Origin of the sequence: Sebaldella termitidis ATCC 33386 (assembly GCF_000024405.1) — a bacterium.
Classification (GTDB): domain Bacteria; phylum Fusobacteriota; class Fusobacteriia; order Fusobacteriales; family Leptotrichiaceae; genus Sebaldella; species Sebaldella termitidis.
On sequence record NC_013517.1, the window covers coordinates 695,671 to 716,633 of the forward strand.

The 20,963-nt window shown below is 33.8% G+C and carries 19 protein-coding genes; 8 read left to right on the forward strand and 11 right to left on the reverse strand.

Annotated features, from left to right (window positions below; genetic code table 11):
- Positions 1-33: 33 nt before the first annotated feature.
- The 4 genes from STERM_RS03170 (at position 34) to STERM_RS03185 (ending at position 3,658) form a co-directional block, all read left to right on the forward strand.
- A complete protein-coding gene (locus tag STERM_RS03170) occupies positions 34-1,053 on the forward strand; it encodes a hypothetical protein (protein WP_012860114.1) in 1,020 nt (339 codons plus the stop codon).
- Positions 1,054-2,095: 1,042 nt separating this feature from the next.
- Positions 2,096-2,416, forward strand: a complete 321-nt coding sequence (locus STERM_RS03175; RefSeq protein ID WP_012860115.1) for a (2Fe-2S)-binding protein — start codon at positions 2,096-2,098, stop codon at positions 2,414-2,416.
- Positions 2,417-2,619: 203 nt separating this feature from the next.
- Positions 2,620-3,351: an AzlC family ABC transporter permease gene (locus tag STERM_RS03180; RefSeq protein ID WP_211205120.1), complete on the forward strand. Its 732-nt coding sequence runs from the start codon at positions 2,620-2,622 to the stop codon at positions 3,349-3,351.
- Entirely contained in the window at positions 3,341-3,658 is a 318-nt protein-coding gene (locus tag STERM_RS03185) for an AzlD domain-containing protein (RefSeq protein ID WP_012860117.1), read from the forward strand. Before STERM_RS03180 ends, STERM_RS03185 begins: the two co-directional genes overlap by 11 nt.
- Before the next feature lie 85 nt (positions 3,659-3,743).
- Here STERM_RS03185 and dhaL read toward each other — a convergent pair whose 3' ends face one another.
- The 10 genes from dhaL to STERM_RS03235 all read right to left on the reverse strand — a co-directional run bounded on the left by dhaL (position 3,744) and on the right by STERM_RS03235 (position 14,038).
- Entirely contained in the window at positions 3,744-4,385 is a 642-nt protein-coding gene (dhaL, locus tag STERM_RS03190; RefSeq protein ID WP_012860118.1) for a dihydroxyacetone kinase subunit DhaL, read from the reverse strand.
- Positions 4,386-4,394: 9 nt separating this feature from the next.
- Entirely contained in the window at positions 4,395-5,399 is a 1,005-nt protein-coding gene (locus STERM_RS03195) for a dihydroxyacetone kinase subunit DhaK (RefSeq protein ID WP_012860119.1), read from the reverse strand.
- A gap of 20 nt (positions 5,400-5,419) precedes the next feature.
- Positions 5,420-5,869 carry a ribose 5-phosphate isomerase B gene (rpiB, locus tag STERM_RS03200; protein WP_012860120.1) on the reverse strand — a complete coding sequence of 150 codons (450 nt, stop codon included), beginning with the start codon at positions 5,867-5,869 and terminating at the stop codon, positions 5,420-5,422.
- A gap of 19 nt (positions 5,870-5,888) precedes the next feature.
- Positions 5,889-6,746: a sugar phosphate isomerase/epimerase family protein gene (locus STERM_RS03205; protein WP_012860121.1), complete on the reverse strand. Its 858-nt coding sequence runs from the start codon at positions 6,744-6,746 to the stop codon at positions 5,889-5,891.
- Positions 6,747-6,792: 46 nt separating this feature from the next.
- Positions 6,793-7,710, reverse strand: coding sequence for a cupin domain-containing protein (locus STERM_RS03210; protein WP_012860122.1), 918 nt, complete (start codon positions 7,708-7,710; stop codon positions 6,793-6,795).
- 160 nt (positions 7,711-7,870) lie between these two features.
- Positions 7,871-9,808: a BglG family transcription antiterminator gene (locus STERM_RS03215; protein WP_012860123.1), complete on the reverse strand. Its 1,938-nt coding sequence runs from the start codon at positions 9,806-9,808 to the stop codon at positions 7,871-7,873.
- Between the two features lie 353 nt (positions 9,809-10,161).
- Positions 10,162-11,211, reverse strand: coding sequence for a zinc-dependent alcohol dehydrogenase (locus tag STERM_RS03220; RefSeq protein ID WP_012860124.1), 1,050 nt, complete (start codon positions 11,209-11,211; stop codon positions 10,162-10,164).
- Positions 11,212-11,228: 17 nt separating this feature from the next.
- Positions 11,229-12,107, reverse strand: a complete 879-nt coding sequence (locus STERM_RS03225; protein ID WP_012860125.1) for a class II fructose-bisphosphate aldolase — start codon at positions 12,105-12,107, stop codon at positions 11,229-11,231.
- A 78-nt stretch (positions 12,108-12,185) separates the two neighbouring features.
- Positions 12,186-12,623: a PTS mannitol transporter subunit IIA gene (locus STERM_RS03230; protein ID WP_012860126.1), complete on the reverse strand. Its 438-nt coding sequence runs from the start codon at positions 12,621-12,623 to the stop codon at positions 12,186-12,188.
- 104 nt (positions 12,624-12,727) lie between these two features.
- Positions 12,728-14,038: a PTS transporter subunit EIIC gene (locus STERM_RS03235; RefSeq protein ID WP_012860127.1), complete on the reverse strand. Its 1,311-nt coding sequence runs from the start codon at positions 14,036-14,038 to the stop codon at positions 12,728-12,730.
- 534 nt (positions 14,039-14,572) lie between these two features.
- Here STERM_RS03235 and STERM_RS03240 point away from each other — a divergent pair.
- The 4 genes from STERM_RS03240 (at position 14,573) to STERM_RS21035 (ending at position 17,443) form a co-directional block, all read left to right on the forward strand.
- A complete protein-coding gene (locus tag STERM_RS03240) occupies positions 14,573-15,340 on the forward strand; it encodes a DeoR/GlpR family DNA-binding transcription regulator (protein ID WP_012860128.1) in 768 nt (255 codons plus the stop codon).
- A 324-nt stretch (positions 15,341-15,664) separates the two neighbouring features.
- Positions 15,665-16,246 carry a DUF1349 domain-containing protein gene (locus STERM_RS03245; protein ID WP_012860129.1) on the forward strand — a complete coding sequence of 194 codons (582 nt, stop codon included), beginning with the start codon at positions 15,665-15,667 and terminating at the stop codon, positions 16,244-16,246.
- Between the two features lie 75 nt (positions 16,247-16,321).
- On the forward strand, positions 16,322-16,729 hold the full coding sequence (locus STERM_RS03250) for a YccF domain-containing protein (RefSeq protein WP_012860130.1): 408 nt from the start codon (positions 16,322-16,324) through the stop codon (positions 16,727-16,729).
- Positions 16,730-16,861: 132 nt separating this feature from the next.
- The gene (locus STERM_RS21035) at positions 16,862-17,443 is read left to right on the forward strand and encodes a hypothetical protein (RefSeq protein WP_012860131.1); all 582 of its coding nucleotides are present in this window, start codon (positions 16,862-16,864) and stop codon (positions 17,441-17,443) included.
- A 126-nt stretch (positions 17,444-17,569) separates the two neighbouring features.
- On the opposite strand, the gene STERM_RS03260 is transcribed toward STERM_RS21035, so the two are convergent.
- Positions 17,570-20,947 (reverse strand): DEAD/DEAH box helicase, encoded by a 3,378-nt coding sequence (locus tag STERM_RS03260; protein ID WP_012860132.1) that lies wholly within the window; start codon positions 20,945-20,947, stop codon positions 17,570-17,572.
- Positions 20,948-20,963 lie beyond the last annotated feature (16 nt).

A 20,963-nucleotide genomic window follows, 5' to 3' on the forward strand; every position in this document is an offset into this window, starting at 1 on the left:
TATAAAATTTAAAATATTGTGGAGGTAAATTAAATGAAAAAATTATTCGGGTTATTAGCTTTAATGACAGTTATATCGGGTGTATCTGTCGCTGACGATTTTACTAATTTAAGTATTGATTCTCACTGGAGAAGCTTACATAGTGGTCGGACTACTAATGAAGCAATGAGAAATAGAACTCACATGACTGGTCAGGAAATGAGAAATGAGTTTACTGGAAAATTAACTTTAGATGATGAGTGGCAAGGATTAAGCTTTAACTTTGATTTTTTAAAGAAAGATTTTTATAATAGTAAAGGTAAACATCAAGGAAATGGTTGGGATAATGATGTATATTTCTCAAAAGATTTCTCAAAAGGTCCATTTGTTGGAGATATGAAATTAGGATGGAAATATGAAGGATATACTGATTCAGGACATGGTAATGAATTTTATTTTGGACCAACTGTAGGGTTTAAATTACTAGGACAAGAAGGAACTTTCTCAGCTCAGTTTGTATACTATAATGATGTAAACAGCCAAAAAGATTTTGGACCAAGTATTGTAGAAGAAAAAGTATACAATAGACACTATAAAGATACTGGTACAGAAGGAATCGGAGGAAACTTTGATTTTAACTTCAATGGAACTATCTTAGAAGGAAGATTCGGAACAGTTTCTTATAATTTAGATCTTAAAAACCATTTAAGAGATGCTACTAATACAAAAACTACAACTTCAGATGGTAGAAATACAGTATACTTAGATTATGATGGAGTAATTTCATATGACTCACCTAGATTCTACGGATTTGGTGTTGGATTAGACATTGAAAATGAATATGAAATGCAAACAGGTAATGGATGGTATAATAATGGGTTCTATTTAAGTCCAAAAGCTTCATTTAAGCACACTTTCGATACTTCACTTGGAAAAATTGGTGTAATGCCTTATGTTAAATGGGATGCAATTGATCAACAAAGAGGAGAATTTGCTGAAAGTGATGATACTTATTCAGGATATGGAGATACTAAGTTAAGAGCAGGATTAAACATATCATTAGACAGAAACTAATTATAATTATATAAAACAGGCTGAAAAGCCTGTTTTTTTGTAAAGTTTTTTGAATTATGAAAATTGGATAATGGTTATTATGGCATTATAAGTGTGGTGAAAAAAGTAAAAAAATTGCATAAGTGAAAATTCAATAGTATCATGTTTTTAAAAGAAAACAATATAAAAGGAATTTTACTTATGCGAAGTAATTATAGATATTTAGAGTAAAATGTTGAAGAGGTGAAAAATTTGACATATGTCATGTTGAAGCACTCAGGATTGATATAAGAGCAGTTTGCTGCCAAAAAAAGCGCTGAAACCTCTAAATTAAATGTAAGCTGGATAAAGAAGTTATGGAAGAATATAATGAAAATAAAGGTAACAATAGGTATTCTATAAGATAAAAATTTAATATATTCAAAAAACTGATTCAATTATGGTTTTCATTTTATATAGATTGTTTTTAGTCTGCTTATTGATAGAGAACTATAATTATAAAAAGAGTTATTATAAACTAAAAAAGCTATAGGAGTTAAAAGTTTTAGCGAGAGTGGTATTACAAAATTAATTACAGGAGGAAAAAGAAAAGTATGTCTGTGAAGAATTATGAAGTATATAAAGAAAAGACAGATAATAAAAATAAGAAAACAATATTTTTAGATACAATTGTATAAAAAAATCAGGCCTACCAAACCTGATTTTAAATAAAAAATTATTATTATCTTCTCTAGCGTATTTATCATACAATTTTTTATTTAGAAAAAACTTATAATAAACTTAGAAAAATCTTTGTTAATTAATTTTTGATGATTATAAAAAGTAAAAAATAGAATAATTGTAATTTTTATAAATTTGTATAGCTCAATTTAATAAAATTGTATATATTATTAAAAATGCACTGTATATTAGAATATTACATTTTGAATATAATATGATATATATAATATTAGGAAATATAGTACAATGGAAAATATTTTATTTTAAATTAGATTTTATTTGACATAGAGTGGAAAAATGATAAAATATAATATATAAAATTGGAATGAAAAGGAGAAGAATTTTGGCTGGAAATAGAATAGTTTGTGAAAAGAACAATGTAGATTACATAACTGTACGTAAAGCAATGTCTCAGGGAGCAAGAACAAAGGAAGAGATGAAGGAAACTGCGGGTGTCTGCCTTGAATGTGATAGCTGTAAAAGCGAATTAGATCAAATACTCAGCTCTGTGTGCGGATGTAAAAATGTATCACTGGAAGCTGTAATAAATGCTGTGAAACTTGGAGCAGCAACAGTTGACGAAGTAGGGCAGGCAACTGGTGCAGGGATAGACTGTGGAAGATGTAAAATTTTAGTAGAAAATATTATCGAGATAGGAAGATAGAATAGAAAATATCATTTTAACTAAAAATTTTAGTAATGTCTGATATTTTATTTTTGGAAACATATTTCATTATGAGCAGAATGAAGTTATATTGTAAATTTTCTGCTCATTTTTTATTGGATTCTAAAATATGAAATAATAAGATATATAATTTACTAATGTACTTAAAGATGATAAAATATAAATGTTGATTTGAAATTATTATGAAAGGTAATGATATGGGGAACAATATTACATACTGGAAGCAGGGGGTCAAAGACGGGGTTCCAATATGTCTGGGATATCTGGCAGTATCTTTTACATTTGGAATCGCAGCAAGAAATACTGGATTGACAGCTTTTCAGTCTTCATTAATGTCTGCAACAAATTACACATCAGCAGGACAGTTTTCTGCAATAGGTCTGATAGGAGTGTCAGCTTTATATTTTGAAATGGCTGTAACACAGCTTATAATTAATTTACGTTACTGTCTGATGTCATGCGCCTTATCGCAAAAGCTTAAAGAGAAAACTCCATTAATACATAAGTTTATTATGGCTTTTGGGATTACTGATGAAATTTTTGGAATATCAGTATGCAATGATGGAAAATTAAATCCTTTTTATATATATGGTGCAATGAGTGTAGCAATGCCCGGGTGGATTTTGGGAACATTTTTAGGAGTTATTTCGGGTGATATTCTGCCATTGGGAATTATAAGTACTTTAAGTGTGGCACTTTATGCTATGTTTATAGCAGTTATTATACCGCCTGCTAGAGGAAACAGAATATTAGCCGGTCTTATTACATTATCTATGATTTCAAGCCTTATTTTTTCGAAAATCCGGATTTTATCAGTAATATCACCAGGATTTAAGATTATTATTCTTACTATACTGATAGCTGGAGCTGCAACTGTAATTTTTCCGCTGAAGGAGGAGGAATATGAGGGGTAATGTTTATATTTACATACTTGTAATGTCTGGAGTCACTTATTTAATACGTCTGCTTCCATTACTGCTTTTTAACAGAGAGATAAAAAATATTTATATTAAGTCATTTTTATATTATGTACCTTATGTTACTCTTGCTGTTATGATTTTTCCGGGTATACTGTACGCAACAGGAAATAGATGGTCGGCTTTTGCCGGATTTTTAACAGCTCTTATACTGGCTTACAGGGGAAATAATTTATTTAGGGTTTCTCTTTGCGCATGTTTTTCAGTTTTTATTGTTGAATTAGTTCAAAAAATTATATTTTAACAGAATAATAAAAGACCGGCTGATATATCTTCAGCCGGCCACACTTTATATATAAATTTAGAAAACGGGACTTTATTTGAGCTGTTTAAGTTTCTGAAAGCATTTTTTGAATCGTATCAGCCATGGATTCAATAATCAGATAACAACTTGTAGCTCCTGCATCTAAAACACCTCTTGATCTTTCACCAAGTCTTGAAGCTCGTCCTATTTTGGCGACCATATCTTCTGTAGACTGCCAGCCTTTATAGGCAGCATCTTTCATTTCATTTAATGAGTCATAAAAATTATTTCCTTTTATATGGGCATTTTCAAAAGCTTCGTATGCAGGTACCAGAGTGTCAAGCAAAGTTTTATCGCCGGGTTTGGCATTTCCTATATCTTTTATTGCTTTAATAGAATTATTAAGTACTTCTGCAAAAATTTCAGCAGAAATATTTTCTTTATTTATTGAAAGTGATATTTCTTCAAAGAAAACTCCATATAAAGGACCCATTGAACCTCCAATATCATCCATAAGAGTTTCACTTAATACTTTTAATCCTTCAGAAAAAGAATAGGTTTTTCCTGCGAGCTTTTCACGGCACATAGTGAATCCCTTATTCATATTAATTCCATGGTCACCATCACCGATTTTTCCGTCTATTTCACTTAGATAATCTCTGTTATTCTGTATAGTAGTGATAAGATTATCTACAATTACTCCAGAAGTACTGTTTTTAAATATCATAAAATTACCTCATTTCCCAAACTGTGTTAATCCTACGGATTCTACAGGTATATCAATTAGTTCTTTTAACTCGTCGTCCAGTTTCATAACAGTAAGAGTTATACCCATCATTTCAAGTGATGTAAAATAGTTGCCTACATATGCTTTATATATGTTTATGCCTTTTTCCCTAAGAATACTGTCTACTTTATTATAAACTATATATTGTTCCATAACAGGCGTAGCACCAAGCCCTGAAAGAAGAACCACAACTTCGTCGCCGGAATTAAAAGGCAGATCAGGAAGAATAATATCAGTTATTTTTTTGGCTATTTCGTCAGCTTTTTTTAATGACTCTACAGCTATACCGGGTTCACCGTGATGTCCTATTCCGACTTCCATCATTCCTGCTTCTATAGTGAAGTTCGGATGTCCTACGGCAGGAATAGTGCATGGAGCAGTACCTATACCCACTGATCTTGTATTATCAATAGCTTTTTGAGCCGCTTTAATTACTTCGTCAAGATCAGCACCCTGTGAAGCTTTGGCACCGCCTATTTTCCACATCAAGACTTCTCCTGCCACACCTCTTCTTTTTTCTCTTTCACTTTTTCCTGCAGAAGCACAGTCGTCATTTGCAACTACGGTTTTTACTTCTATCCCGAGTGCTTTGGCTTTTCTTATTGCCATATTTACATTCATATTGTCGCCTGCATAATTTCCATAAAGACAGGCAACACCTTTACCGGAAGAAGCAGCAGATATTGCATCAAGAAAAGCATTTGCAGTAGGAGAAGAGAAAATCTCACCTACAGCAACAGCATCACACATATTTTTTCCTATATAACCGATAAACGCAGGTTTATGTCCTGAACCACCGCCTGTAACAATTCCTACTTTTCCTTCTACAGGTGCATTTATATATTTTATTACTCTCGAATTTTCAGTGGCTGTTACAAGATGTTTATTTGCTTTTATAAATCCTTTTAACATATCTTCTACCACAAAATCCGGATTATTAACTATTCTTGTCATAATACCCCTTTCTAAAAAAATCAACGGCGGTAAATTTTTTCTATTTCATTAATCATTTCTACTTTGTCTGTACTGCCTCCGCCTGAAAAATCATTTGAAAGCCAGATTTCTAACAGCTGTTTTGCCAGTTCATTTCCTATTACTCTTGCACCCATACACATAATTTGTGCATTATTGGAACATCTTGAACGGACTGCCGAAAAACTGTCATGACAAACTGCTGCACTGACACCCGGGATTTTATTAGCAGTAATACACATGCCTATACCTGTACCGCAAATTAAAACTCCTCTTTCATGTTTTCCGCCGGCTATTGCTTCTGCCACTTTTCTTCCGATATCAGGATATAAAACAGGATTTTTATCATAACAGCCATAGTCTTCTATACTATGCCCCAGCTCTTTTAATTTAGCAGCTATGATCTGTTTTAGATCGAAGCCGGCCTCATCACAGCCTAATGCAATATTCATATTAATCTCCTTCTTATGATTAAATAGTTTCGGCTATTTCTTTCAGATTTTTAAGTCCTTTGACAGCAAGTTCCTCGCCTGTATCGGCAAATTTTCTCCATATAGCACAGTTGCCGCTCAGTTCTTCAAAGCTTGGATCAAATGATTCTATTACAAGAGGACCTTCATAGCCTATATTTTTAACAGCAAGAAAGAATTCTTTGAACGGAACAAGCCCTGTTCCGGGAATACCTCTGTCATTCTCATTTACATGAATATATCCCAGATATTCTTTTCCGCATGTTTTAACTGCTTCGGTAAAGTTTTTTTCTTCCCTTATCATATGGAAACAGTCTAAATGAACTTTTATATTATCATAACCAACATCTTTACAGAATTTAACTGCGTCCTCTGCAATATTCAGAAAATGGGTTTCAAATCTATTTACACATTCTACACAGATAATGACATTTCCTTTTTCCTTGGCATATTTACACACTTCTTTCATGTTAGCTACAGCCCAATTCCATTCTTCTTCTGTTCGCGGCTTTTTTGTGAGATAACCCCATGCTGCATAATTAACCCCGCCCAAAATAGGAGATTCCAGTTCTTCACATATATCAACACATTTTTTCATAGCTTCTGCTGCATTTTTTCTTATTTCCGGATCGGGCGAAATCGGATTTGTTTCAGCAGTGAGAGTAGTAGTACATACACAGTCAATTCCTACTTCTTCCAGCTTTTCTTTTACAGCTTTAACAGGAAAAGAAAATGGGTCTGCTATAGCAAAATCAATAACTTCAAAACCAAGTTCCTTTGCTTTGGGAATAATCCATAGATCCTTTTCACTAAATTTTTCTGCCCATATAAAACTGTCTACACCAAATTTAAAATACATAAAAACACCTCACATTTGAATAAATTTAACTAAAGCGTAAAGAAGATCATAAATCAGTTATGGCAAAGACTAATTTTACAGGATGATTCTGAAAGTTTACCAGCTGATACTTGATTCCGGCAGGAATAAAGAAAGTATCTTCAGGCTCTATCTGAAAAGATTCCTCCATATCCACAAGATTAACAGTTACCGGTCCGTCAACACAATATAATGCAGCGTCTCCTTTGTGTATATCGGGATCTGAGCAACGAGGTCCGTATCCGCCGGCAGGAAGTATAAATTCACCCATGTGACCATAATCATTGCTTGATATGAATCTCATCAGCATAGGATGTGCAGTGCCGTGAACATTATTAAGTTTATCTCCGTCTCTTACAGCATATACTGCCTGAGGAGCTTTTCTTGCTTCCGGTCCGCTTACAGGCCATGCTCCTATATCATCAGTACACCCCTGTCTTGCAAAATCCTTTATGATTCCTCTCATATCAGGAAGATTATCATTATTAGGTCCTTTATAAAATTTAGTTTCTGAATCAGTAGGGATAACAGCAGGCGGAATATTTTCGCCCCATGCTTTAGGAGTAATAAAATAAAGAACTCTTGCTGTTTTGTCAGAAAAATTATGAGCTTTATGCCATGCTTCTTCAGGCATGTAAAGTCCGTCACCAGTTTCAAGGTATGCGAACTGACCATTTCCGCTTCTTTGTACAATAGGACCCTGAAGAATATAGTAAGTTTCATCACCTGGGTGAATATCAAGCGGATCAAATGCCCCGCCTGGTCCTAATTCATATATTCCCAGCATAAAAGTATCTGTAGTAACAATAGTATATGTGTTATCGCTGGTGAATGCATTATTCGGCGGATAAAGAGCCATAGAGTAATCCTGCTTTCTGATTAACATAGGTTTTTTCTTGTCAGGTTCGAATGGGAATTTACCCATAATTTCCATTAATTTTGCCATATTTCTTATCTCCTTTATAAATTATTTTTTTGATACTGTCGTTTGAGAAAATTGTATAAATTAATAATGTTTAAAAACTATATATTTTTATTAAGACCATAATGCCGATATTTGGGGAGCAGAGAGTATTAAGATTAATCGGATCGGAATTGCCGGAAGATCAGCTTTGTTTTAATAGAACCTGAAACATTTCCTCAGAATTTTCTACGTCAAGTAAATGTACCTGTTTTTCCGGGTTATCAATAAAAGTATAGAGTTTTTGAAGTAATTTTTTCATTTTATTTTTGGAATTTATATCAAGTGCCATGAGCAGTATAATTTTGACTTTATCTTCCCCGCACCATAAAACGGGATATTTTAATCTTACTGCTGCAATTGCCGTTTTCTTGACACAGTCTTTGAAAACATGCGGTATTGCTATTTGTGAACCGATAGAAGTAGGAGTTTTATTTTCACGTTCCAGTACTTTTTCTTCAAAGCCTTCGCTGACATAGCCTTTTTCCATCATCAGATTGCAAATTTTGGAAATGGCATCTTTTTTATCCTTGGCATATAGGTCACATAATACAAGTTCTCTGTGAAACACTTCTTCAAAAATATTGCTTGAAATAATTTCATCATAAAATTTTTCTCCTATTTTCTTTTGTATAAGTTCTATATCATCTTCATTGACCTCTTTACTTATGAATGCGGAATTATTGATATTAAGTGCTACTGTGGTAATAATGAGAGGAGGCTTTAGTGATTTTTTCATTTTGAAATTTTTATAGTGACTTATCTCTTTTACATCAAGTCCCATAATTTTTTCCATCAGCTTATTGGCCATGTATCTGGAAGTCTGTTTATCAGAGGCGGTAATGAGAACAGCTTCCTTTGATTTTACAGTTTCAACAATAGTGTTATGCAGGAGAAGAACAATCCATGCTACATCATCCTGTGTAAAGTCAACATTAAGCTCATCTTCGATATCATGAAGCTGTGCAAGACACATGCCGTAAAGACTTGCAAACCTTTCCTTTATGTCATGGTGTATATCATTCCAGGTTATTATTTGATAATCATTCCGGAATTTTATAATTTCGTAGAAGGCGGCTATATCTCTTATAAGATGATTTTTCTGAGAGAGAGTTGTTTCTCCGATAACACCTCCTATACCTGAAATGAATTTTTTTGCTATATTTTTATAATATTTATTTGAGGATAAAATATTGCTGGTACATGTGCGGTAAACCATAAGCCTTGCAGCCAGATAGGTGCTTTCCAGCTCCAGACCGGCTGTTTCTGCTTTGACTATACTGTTGAAAAGGTTTCGGGCTGCAGTAAAACATGATTCATTTAACTCAAGGGAGCTTTCAGGTTTTTGACTGGTGATAAATTTCTCATTTTTCATTCTTATGAGGCTGACTATAATATATTCCAAAAGCTGATAGAAAGAATCATCGGAAAATGTAATGTCCAATTCTTCTTCAAGCTTCTGGACAGCAGTCAGTATTTTTGACATATCAATATTTTCATAAGTATTTCTGAAATAGGAGTACTTTTTGCTGTCAAAACGTCTGTCCAGATCCTCGGGTAATTCAAAAGAATCTGAAACTGAATATTTTTTTATATTATGTTCGATCATAGCCTGTCTGATGTTAAATTCATTACCTTCAATTACAATTCCATAATTTCTTTTTTTCATTAGCGTGAGATCATGTCTTTCCAAAATATTCGTAATATACTGCAGGTCTTTTCTTATAATACTGCGGCTGACATATAACTCATCTGCGAAAAGCTGAATTGTATAAACGGAGTTATACTGAAACAGGGTATCAAGAATGTAATTTTTTCTGAATGAAAACGAATCAGGAGAATTAGCATTATCTATTTCCTGAAGTGTCAGAGCCCTTTGGCTGTTGTCAATATCAAGGCAAAAACCTTTTCGCGGGATGCTGAGCAGCTCGATATCGTATTTTTTTAATTCTTCACGAACATCTTTAATATTGTGTTTAATGCTGCTTACGGAGACATTCACTATTCTTGCAAGTTCATCGGCTGTCATATAATCATGAACATCAAGTAAAGTACGGATAATCTTTTTTACTAAATTTTTCATAATAATTTCTCCCAATGATTTTAATAAAAATTTATTTTAGCTGAGTACAATATTTTCTACATTAGTATATTACCCCAAAATTCTGGAAAACAAAGAAAATATAAAATCTAATTTTGCACTATAATTACTCAAATAATGCAAAAAACTTTTAACAGAAATACTTGATATATAAAAATTAACATTAATAAATATATAATATCAGACTCAAAAAATGAGAGAGGATATATGAAAATATATATTTATGGAAACTGTCTTAAAGTAAAATTTTTAAGACAGCTTCATAAAATATGTCTGTTTTAATAAATTACTCAAAATATTTTTATAGTTATTCTGAATGATATAGAATTTATAATTTATAGTTCTACTGTAACCCTGTATTTTCCAGGAATAGAAGCGTATTCCAGTGCTTCTTTAAAGTCATCCAGCTTAAAGGTTTTAGACTCAAGGAGATTAGTGACCTTAACTGCTCCTGAATTTAACAGTTCGGCAGCATCCATAAAGTCTATATAGTCTGCTGAAAAAGTTCCTATGATTTCCATACGTTTGTAATGTATAAGATTAGAGCTGATGTCAAAATTTGGCTCGGGATATCCTGCAGCAAAAACTAGGATTCTGCCGTAAGCTTCTTTCAGCATTTTTACAGACTGATTATTTGCTGCAGAATTACCCACAGCAACAACTACTGCATCCACTCCTTTACCGTTAGTAAGTCTCATTACACCTTCTACAGGATCCTCTTTTTTTATATCAATAACATCAAAACCAAGAGCTTTAGCATTTTCCAGTTTATTATCAAAACTTTCTGTCAGAATAACTTTACATCCATAAGCTTTTAATGTGAGGGCATTTAACAGCCCCATAGTTCCTGCGCCTATAACTGCAATAGTTTCATTTGGTTTTGCCTTGACCAGCTTTACCCCTTTTACTACTGTGGCTAAGGGTTCAAGAAATCCGGCCTCTGCTGAAGGAAGATCTTTATTTATTTTGGCAATTCTTCTGCTTGGTACTACCATATAATCAGCGAATCCAAAAAATCCTTTGTATCCGTCTTCCGAAAATTTATCCAGAATATCAGCGTCAGCGCACCGCCCTTCCTGTCCGGATTTACACATGTCGCAACGCCCGCAGGCATCATATAAAAGGGCAACTCTGTCTCCGATTTCGTATCCCTTTACTTTCCTTCCCTTTTCTATAATAATTCCTGACCCTTCGTGTCCCCCGGCCATAGGATATCCCTGATGTTCCCTTAAACCTGAAAACTGACCGTAATCTGTAGTACAGATATTGCAGGTTTCCTGTTTTATAAGCACGTCGAATTCTCCCATTTCAGGAAGGGCTCTCTCCCTTATTTCTGTAACTCCCTTAGCTTTCAGCATACCAAAGCGCATTTTTTTAATATCCATATTGTTATTACCTCCATCTATTTTCCATTTCTAAATGCTGTTAGGACTTCTTTCGCATGTTCTTTCATCAGACCGTAAACTGCCTCCTGCAATTCGTGATATCCAATTTTACCTTCTGTTTCTCTGATTTTTTCTTCTGCAAATTTAACAGCAGCTTTTGACATGTATGAATAATAGTTTATTTTGGAACAGCCGGCATCAATAGCACGCTGAACCTGATCAAATTCTACTCCTGATGCTCCGTGCATAACTATTCTGCAGTTATCCGGCATAGCAGCGCGGATTTCTTTTACTCTTTCAATATCAAGTACAGGCGGTTCGGCATATATACCGTGCATTGTACCAAAGCAGACAGCCAGAGCGTCACAGCCTGTTTCCCTTGCGAATTTTCCTGCTTCCTCAGGATCTGTAAAGTACTCTTTTATATCTTCATTTGTCAGCACTCTTGATTCTGCATCTCCGTGTGTATCTTCAGCGGAAGAAGCCATAACGCCGAGTTCGGCTTCCACGGTTATATCAAGTTCTTTTGCGATTCTGACAAAATCTTTTACATTTTTCATATTTTCTTCGAAGGGCAATGCGCTGCAATCATACATAATAGAAGAAAATCCAAGCCTGATAGCTTTCATAACAAAGTTAAAATCTACTCCGTGATCCAGATGTACACATACGGGTACTTTTGCCTGTTTGGCATATTTGACCATTTCCGGTCCTATTTTTTCAATAGGAATAACTGAATCATGAACCTGTGCATGATCTATGATTACAGGTGTATTCAGCTCTTCTGCTGCATCTACCACAGCACGCAGAGTTTCCATATTTGGTGTATTAATGCAGGGAACGGCGTATCTTTCTTTTTCCGCAATATCCAAAATTTCTCTCATGTTTACTAACATTTTATATTCCTCCTATTTTTTATAAACTCTATATCAGTCTGATATTTTAAACATCCATATTTGAATCAGTCTGATATTTTAAACATCCATATTTGAAAATGTGTTAATAATAAGATTTTTATCGTTTGTGTGACGTAATATTTCAATAGTTTCCAGTTCAGAGCATGCAAGGGCAATGTTGCTCAATATATCAATGTGTGTTCCGTCTTTTCCTGCAATACCTATCATAAGATAGGCGGTATCTTCGCCAAAAGATACCCCGTCAGGAATTTGTATAAATGAAATTCCAGAATGAAAGATGTGGCATTCGGAATTGGCAATTCCGTGGGGAATTGCCAGATGATTGCCGATGTGTACTGTAGCTACTTTTTCCCTCTCCAGCATATCATCAATATATTCTTCGGCGACATAGCCCTGATTTACCAATATTTCCCCGCAGGCTCTGATAGCATCCCATTTATTGTCAAATTCAGCCTGTAAAACTATATTTTCTTCACATATTATACTTTTACACATACTACCTCCCTTTGCAGATAACTTTTTCATAATACTATGGTCTGAAAACTGCTGTTTATACCGGTATATTCCGTATAACTGCATATTTTTCAGCAGTTATTAACCTAAGACAGTGTTTTTAAATATTCTATTATTTTTTCATATTCTGCATTATTCATAAGATTATCCACGGCAAAAACAGGAATATCCTTATTGTATTTTTTTATAACATCCCTGACTCTTCCCTCAAGGGATTTTGTGGTAACTATTAAGTCAGCCTTTTCCGGAATTTCAGCTACGGATACATGCTCGACATTTTTATAGATCATGGCTTTTTTCAGCATATTTTTCATAACGGAAACTCCCATAACACTTGACCCCATACCTGCATCACATGCAAATATAATATTTTCGATATTTCCAGATGGAGTCATTGTTTCCAGGGTATCTGCCGGCTCTCCGACACCTTCTGTGTTTAAGGCAGCTTCTGTTTCGTAATCTTCTGTTTTGTCCCTCATGAGGAAGAAAGAAGCTACAAGCATTGCAACAGCAGCTACGGTTCCGCCGTTAAAAGTGGTAAGGATAAACAGCGATGCCATGTTTCCGAGTATAGCTCCGAGCAATGTTTTTGGCTTACTTAATACATAAGGGAATACAACTTCTCCGATACCGCCGAAAAACATAATAAGTGCGGCTGCGGGAGCAGATTTTTTGGCCATGCCTTTTCCGAAGAACATAAAGGCAAGTGTGATACCAAACCAGCATCCGCAGTTTGCCTCTACGAGAAATATAACTGATTTTCCAAATTTAGCAGCCTGTTCTATTGCAATAGGTGTCATGATACCGTGATTAATAGCATTATTCAGGAATAATACCTGGCCAGGCTGGACAAATAATGCTGTTAATGGCAATAGCTTAGCATTAATAAGGAAATTTACGCCGACAGTCATTACGCTTAATATAACAGAAATAATGGGCTCAATAGCTACAAAGCCAAATATCATCATAATAAGTCCGACTATTCCCATGGAAAAATTATCAACGAGCATTTCCATTCCGGGTTTGACTTTACCTTCATATAGTTTATCAACCTGTTTCATTATCCAGGCACCCAGCGGTCCCATAATCATTCCGCCGATCAGCATAGTGATATCAGCACCTATGACAACACCCATTGTCGAAATAGCACCGATAACTCCTCCTCTTCGTCCGTATACAGCCCAGCCGCCGGTATAACCAATTAAAACCGGCATTAAATAATTCAGTGTAGGACCGACCATGCTTCCCAGTCTTTCATTAGGAAACCAGCCTGTAGGGATAAAAAGCGCTGTTAAGAGTCCCCATGCAATAAATGCTCCGATATTAGGCATGACCATACCGCTTAAAAATGCTCCAAATTTTTGGATTTTGATTTTAATTTGATTTTCTTGATTCATAAACGTCTCCTTCTTTCTCAAGTTCTTATGCTATAAGCAGCTTGTGAAACACTATGATGTCGTTTTGTAAATCCAGAGCTGTGTTAGTTTCTGTTTTATCAAACAGAAAAAGTTACAATTTTGTCTAATTGGTAATAAACAGCAGTTATCCGTTACAACCGGCTTATAAAATCACAGGATTGATATTTTATTTGCAGTATTAGACTGCATGGATTATTAGTACAGACCGGTACTGTCTTCGAAGAGCTGTACAGTTATTTAACCGTAAGGATGATGAAAATCATATGTTTTTGAATGAAGATGTGTAGAGATATTTCGGCAGAAAATTTAGTTCTGACTGATTCTGATAATTGACAACAGCGGATTTCTAATATCTACCTCCTTTCGTTACCGATTGATATTATTCGTTATCATTTATTATCAATATATACCATGATTTATTATCATTGTCAAGCGAATTTCTGAAAAAATGTTGAATTTATTCTCGATTTATGATAATATAAATAAAATGATAACAAATGGGAGTGCATATGTATGTTTATAGAAGAACGTCATGAAGTAATTCTTGATATGCTTAACAAAGAAGGAAAAGTAAATGTCAAGGAATTAAGCAAAACTTTTAATATAAGCGAAAGCATGATTAGAAAAGATCTCCAGTCTTTAGAGAAAAACGGAAAGCTTAAACGTACATACGGGGGAGCTATCCAGCTTGAACGTACACTGGTGGACGAGGAGGACTTTATAATTACAAGAGTTTACCGTAACAGGGAGGCTAAATCGGAAATAGCACATAAAGCTCTTGATCTGATACAGGATGATGATATTATTTTTCTTGATATTTCCAGTACTTCGTATTTATTGGCAAAAATGCTGGTAAACAGTAATAAAAATATTACAATCATCACAAATATGCCGCTGCTCGCTTCAATGATAAAGTCTACAAACGAGCAGAAATTTATTTTTATAGGCGGGGATTATAATACACTAGCAGGCGGTAATATAGGTTCTCAGGCAATAGAGCAGATAAGTAAATATCGCTGCAGCAAGTGTTTTATAGGATGCATAGGAATAAACCTGGATGACGGAAGCCTTACAGCACTGAATTCTGAGGATTCTCATACTAAAAAATCAATTATGGACATATCAAAAGAATCATATCTTTTTGCACCGAGCATGTATTTTAAGCAGGACGGATTATTTAATTTTGCCAATCTTATTGATTTTAAAGGGGTAATTACCGAAATAAAGCCTGATGATAAGACAATGTCTGCACTAAATCAGTACGGAGTAGAAGTAATATAAAAAAATTCCATAAAATGATAAAATATAAAGGAATTTTTCGGATATTTCAGTATGAATGATAATAAATGATAAAAAAAGAAACTTTATTTTTATATTTTAATCAGCTGCATATTAATATATTGTTTAATATCAACATAAATAGTGATATCATATAGTATATTGAAATATTTTTCGTTCTTTCTTAGTATTTTTACTTGGGGCAAATAGACGGCACTGCCGTCTTTTTGCGTTTTATAGGTGTAATGGTTGACAGAACTGCGGAAATATTATTATTATATAATAGTAAATATCTGTAAATTATGTGAATTTACAAGGAGGGATAAAATGGAAAATATTAATGCAGAGAAAGGCTTTTGGATTAATAAGCCGAAAAAATTTATAATTTCAAAAGAAAAAATAGTTATAACTACGGAAGAAAAAACAGATTTTTGGCAGAGAACTCATTATGGCTTCAGGAATGATAATGCACCGGCTTTTCTTTTTGAAACTGACAGAGAAGCTTTTTCATTTACTGTAAAAACTGCTTTTAATTCAAAAAAAGTTTATGATCAATGCGGAATCATCATTTATCAGAATAGCGATAACTGGTTTAAAGCATCTATAGAGTATGAAAATGAAATTTATCAGAGACTTGGAAGCGTAGTGACAAATAACGGCTATTCAGATTGGGCAACTACTGATATTGAGGCAGATATAAACGAGATGTATTATCGTCTGAGCCGTAAAGGAAACGATTTTTGTCTGGAAAGTTCTGCAGATGGCATTAATTTTAAACAAATGAGAATATTTCATCTGTTTGAAGCTAAAAATGAGATAAATATCGGAATATATGCATGCAGCCCGTCAGAATCAACATTTGATGCTGTATTTACAGAGATTGATTTTTCTGAATCAGTCTGGAAATAAAAAATTAACAAAGATTTGATAAATTATGATGGAAATGCTATAATTTACCGAAATTATAAAAATAGGGAGTGAATTATGAGCACGTTATTAAACATTATATGGATATTTTTCGGCGGTCTTGGTCTGGCACTGGGCTGGGTAATTTCCGGAATTTTATGCATAGTTTTTATTGTAACAATTCCATTTTCAGGAGCTTGTTTTGAACTGGCAGGACTTACACTGGCACCTTTCGGGAAAGAAGTAGTAGAAAGAAAACATTTGAATAATGCAGTAGTTCCCAAGCCTATAGCAAGTACACTTTGGATAATTTTTTCAGGATTCTGGCTTTATATAGGATACTTAATATCAGGTATACTTATGATGTGCACTGTAATAGGGATACCTCTTGGACTGCAGTGCTTCAAAATAGCAAAGGTCAGTCTGAATCCTTACAAATACACACTGGTTGACAGCAAAGTAATGAATATGATAAATAACAGATAAAATGACCGTTTTACGGTCTTTTTTTTATTACAAACAGAAGTTGAAAATATTGGAAAAATAAAGTAAAATAATATATGTTATTTTAGAAAAAATAAAAAAATTACGGAATATATCAAAGAACGGGAGATTAAAATGCAGGAATATGATGATAATAATGCTAATGCACCTGAAGTAATTACAGTCTACAGAAGTTTTGACTTTGAAGCTTACGATATAAAAGAAGCCGATAAAAATTATCTGTATGAAATAGAAAGAACAATAACCGACAATCAGGAGGCAGTTACAAAAGAACTGTGCGAAATAGCCAGAAAACTAAGCGAGGCCAGAAAGATACTCGGCGGATATGCAGACGGATGTTTTAATAAATGGTTTGAAAATCTTGGTTTTGAAAAGAATTATGTAAGTAAAATGATTGATAAATATGATCTGGTAGAGGAAACGCATGTGGAAAAGGCTATAGACCTGCCGGTAAGACTGGTTTCCGATATGAAAAAAGAAGATCTTGATACTGAGCAGAAAACAGAGATTGTAAACAGTCTGGAGCCTAAGCAGAAATTTAAAGAGATAAAAGAGGAAATATACGGACCTGAGCCTGAAAAGAACGAAGTAGAAGTAATTCTGGAAAAAATACATAAGGCAGAGCTGGCTATAACCAAGCAGGAGGATAAAATAGAAAGATTAAAAGAAAAATTAGAAAAACTGCGTGATATGTAATTTATATAGGGAAACGGCATATGGAAAAACCGTTTCTTTTTTATTACATTTTTTTAAATAAAGATAAAATAAAAACCGCAGTAAATATATGAAATTTATTTTCTGCGGTTTATTAACAAATCTTTTTTAAATATCAAAGAGATTTCTGATATCTTCCTCGGAAAGAGTATTTATAAGACTTCCCTCACTTGTAAGGACATTGTCTATCAGTTTTTTCTTTTTATTCTGAAGTTTCATTATTTTTTCTTCAATAGTTCCTTTAGTTATTAATTTAATAACCTGTACGCTGTTTTTCTGACCGATTCGGTGTGATCTGTCAGAGGCTTGATTTTCCACACTTGGATTCCACCATGGATCTACATGTATTACAGTGTCAGAGCCTGTAAGATTTAGTCCTGTTCCTCCGGCTTTCAGCGAGATAAGAAATATCGGAGTATTTCCAGCATTAAAAGAATTAACAAGTTCGAGTCTGTCACGAGCTTTCATGCTTCCGTCGAGGTAAAAATGTTCAATCCCTTTTTTCTTAAGCTCGCCGGAAATCAGTTTCAGCATAGTAGTAAACTGTGAAAAAACAAGTGTTTTGTGGTTTCCGGAAATCAGATCGTCAAAAAGCTCAAAAAGAGTTTCAAATTTTCCGCTGCTGTGTGCATAGTTGTCAATAAAGAGCTTTGGATGACAGCATATCTGTCTTAGCCTTGTAAGCAGAGAGAAGATTTTTATCTGGCTTCTGCTTAATTTCTCATTTTTTATTTCATTCTCAATTTCTTTTTTGGCAACTTCCAATTGGGACTGATAGAGTCTTTTCTGGTCAGTATCCAGTTCACAAAGCTGAGTTGTTTCTATTTTTGGGGGAAGCTCCAGAAGAACATCCTTTTTTATACGTCTTAAAATAAATGGTTTTATATGAAAGCTTAATGCTTCCAGTGCAGACTTATCATTCTGTTTCATAATAGGCGTCATAAAATTCTTGGAAAAATATCCGTGGCTGCCTAGATATCCGGGCATAATAAAGTCAAATATAGACCAGAGCTCGCTGAGATTATTCTCTATGGGAGTTCCGGTAAGGGCAAATCTGTGCTTTGCATTAACTGACTTTATAGCCTTGGTAAGGTTAATGCCGGGATTTTTTATATGCTGGGCTTCATCAAGAAAGCAGAAGCTGAACGTATATTTTTCATATATATCAATATCACTTCTGAAAAGTGAGTAAGAAGTAATTATAATATCATAATTCTCAGTTTTCTTTAGAAGCTTTTTTCTCGTGGAAATAGAACCTTCCACAATCAGAAGCTTTAGATTAGGAGAGAATTTTTTGAATTCTTCTTCCCAGTTATATAAAAGTGTTTTTGGGACTATGATAAGAGCAGGTGAAGAAAGCTCAAGCTTAGTAAGCAGTGCAATAACCTGCAGTGTTTTACCAAGTCCCATATCATCTGCAAGTATTCCGCCGAGGTTGATTTGTGAAAGAGATTCCATCCACTGTATGCCGAATCTCTGATAATCTCTCAGCTTTACATTCTCCAGCAGTGAATCGTCATATTTATCTACGTTAAGACTTTTTATTTTCTTAATATAGTTTTCAAGGCTTTCACTTTTTGTGTATTTATCTTCAAAATATTCTGTACCCAATAAATCTATATAAAAAGATTTATATTGGGGAATTGTTAATTTTGAGGAAAATTTAGAATTTTCAGGGAAAATCTTTTCTATGGAATCAAGCTGCTTTTTTAGTTTTTCATCCTCAAAATTTACAAAGCTGCCGTTTTTCAGCCTGTAAAATTGTTTTTTGATTCTGTAGCTGTGATAAAGATCTTCCATTTCTTCCGGTGTCATATCTTCTATCTCAAAGTTTATATTCAGATAGTCATCCTCCAAGGATACATTCATTGCAAAGTTTTTCTTATTTCTGGAAGATTCGATTTTTTTATCAGTATAAACAGCTGCTATTTCTTTTAGTTCGTCTATTCCGCGAAACAGAAAATCATAGATATCCTGCTCGATATTCATAATAAAACGGGCTTCTGTATTTTCTGATTTATCTTCATAATTTACTCTGTATCTGTGAAAAAATTCGATTATTTTGTTTTCTTTTGAATGATCTATTTTCTGTATTTTATCACCGTTTGTCAGCGGTGTCCCGTCAAGAGAAAAAACTGTATCTCCATAACAAAAATGAATACGGACTGTTAAATGCTGGGCATGTGTTTCTATATAAATTTTTGTTTCCAGTTCAGAATGATTTTCTTCATATACAAGTGATTTTGGAAGATAAAAATTACTTTTATTTACGATATTCGGGATAACATTATTAATAAAGATATCCTCATTATTTTTCGGTATTTTAAAATTAGTTAAATTCAGCTGATTTATCTTAAAAAGCGGTCTCAAAAATTTATTATCTTTCTCATCTGTAAGGTATGCAGTATCTTCCTGAATATATATACCGGAATTGGCAAGTGTATCAAAATCCCAGATTTGTTCACCGTCAGTATTCAAAATCAATTGGTCGTTTTCTCTGGAAAGATAAAAATCAACTTTTGGAAGTCCGTTTTTTACGATAATAGCTTTGCTTTTGGCATAAGAAGCAGTATCTGTCTTAACGTAGATTATCTCATTTTCATAAAGCTCAAAAAGTCTTCTTAAATCTTCCGGAAGCAGGAATTGTTTTTTTCCGTTATAGAGATAAGAATTATAAAAATTTCCTTTTACGATATTTTTCAAATTCCTTTCTTTATCAGCACAGTAAAACAGGAAATCTATGATTTTTTTTGATTTTTCATCAAACTGATCTTTTTTAAAATCGCATGTAAGATTTTTTCCCAGCTCAAAGATGCTGTTTCTTCTTAATGCAGTAGTGAAAAAATTAATGTCTTTTACCACATATTTATGTTTGTTCAAATAGCCCACCTTGTATTCCAGATAAGGATCAAGTTTGGTAAGAATAAGCTCAAAAGATAATTCGAGAAGCTCTTTGTTATAATTGCTTTTTTCCAGAGTTTTGTAGTCATCCATCAGAAGCTCTACAGCTCTTATACCGCTACTATTATCAGAGCGTGTTTTATTCGCTTTTTTTTCCGTATTTTTTGCTTTCTCATGAAAAAGATCATCAAGCATATTTTCTATATCGACATCTTTATATTTCTCAGCTTCTGTTTCCGTATCCTGAAAAATGAAATTATTTTCCTGCTCAGGTAAAATACTGTTTTTTTCCTGAAGATCCCTTAATTTTATAAGAACAGCAATAATATGTTTGCAGGCACCGCTGAACTGCTTAAAAGCGGTACAGTTACAGTGACACCGATAATCTATAATATTGGAATTTTTATCTAAGCCCACAGTTACGTCATAAACAGAGTCATTGCCGATTACTCTGCCCTCCCAGTTTAAGCCGAAGTTATCCGTACTTTTCAGGCTGATTATCCGGTTGGAAGAAAAGTAATCTTCACCTCGGGAAAAAACAGCTTTATTAGAAGCAAATTTTTTTATATCTGAATAGTTTAACATGTTATACTCCAATACT

Coding starts and splice junctions, on each gene's coding strand:
- STERM_RS03220 (WP_012860124.1), bottom strand. CDS start 11,211: ATGGATATTAAAAAAATGCGCTTTGGTATGCTGAAAGCTAAGGGAGTT.
- STERM_RS03180 (WP_211205120.1), top strand. CDS start 2,620: ATGAAAGGTAATGATATGGGGAACAATATTACATACTGGAAGCAGGGG.
- STERM_RS03185 (WP_012860117.1), top strand. CDS start 3,341: ATGAGGGGTAATGTTTATATTTACATACTTGTAATGTCTGGAGTCACT.
- STERM_RS03240 (WP_012860128.1), top strand. CDS start 14,573: ATGTTTATAGAAGAACGTCATGAAGTAATTCTTGATATGCTTAACAAA.
- STERM_RS03195 (WP_012860119.1), bottom strand. CDS start 5,399: ATGACAAGAATAGTTAATAATCCGGATTTTGTGGTAGAAGATATGTTA.
- STERM_RS03260 (WP_012860132.1), bottom strand. CDS start 20,947: ATGTTAAACTATTCAGATATAAAAAAATTTGCTTCTAATAAAGCTGTT.
- STERM_RS03230 (WP_012860126.1), bottom strand. CDS start 12,623: ATGTGTAAAAGTATAATATGTGAAGAAAATATAGTTTTACAGGCTGAA.
- STERM_RS03235 (WP_012860127.1), bottom strand. CDS start 14,038: ATGAATCAAGAAAATCAAATTAAAATCAAAATCCAAAAATTTGGAGCA.
- dhaL (WP_012860118.1), bottom strand. CDS start 4,385: ATGATATTTAAAAACAGTACTTCTGGAGTAATTGTAGATAATCTTATC.
- rpiB (WP_012860120.1), bottom strand. CDS start 5,869: ATGAATATTGCATTAGGCTGTGATGAGGCCGGCTTCGATCTAAAACAG.
- STERM_RS03210 (WP_012860122.1), bottom strand. CDS start 7,710: ATGGCAAAATTAATGGAAATTATGGGTAAATTCCCATTCGAACCTGAC.
- STERM_RS03245 (WP_012860129.1), top strand. CDS start 15,665: ATGGAAAATATTAATGCAGAGAAAGGCTTTTGGATTAATAAGCCGAAA.
- STERM_RS03225 (WP_012860125.1), bottom strand. CDS start 12,107: ATGTTAGTAAACATGAGAGAAATTTTGGATATTGCGGAAAAAGAAAGA.
- STERM_RS03170 (WP_012860114.1), top strand. CDS start 34: ATGAAAAAATTATTCGGGTTATTAGCTTTAATGACAGTTATATCGGGT.
- STERM_RS21035 (WP_012860131.1), top strand. CDS start 16,862: ATGCAGGAATATGATGATAATAATGCTAATGCACCTGAAGTAATTACA.
- STERM_RS03250 (WP_012860130.1), top strand. CDS start 16,322: ATGAGCACGTTATTAAACATTATATGGATATTTTTCGGCGGTCTTGGT.
- STERM_RS03215 (WP_012860123.1), bottom strand. CDS start 9,808: ATGAAAAATTTAGTAAAAAAGATTATCCGTACTTTACTTGATGTTCAT.
- STERM_RS03205 (WP_012860121.1), bottom strand. CDS start 6,746: ATGTATTTTAAATTTGGTGTAGACAGTTTTATATGGGCAGAAAAATTT.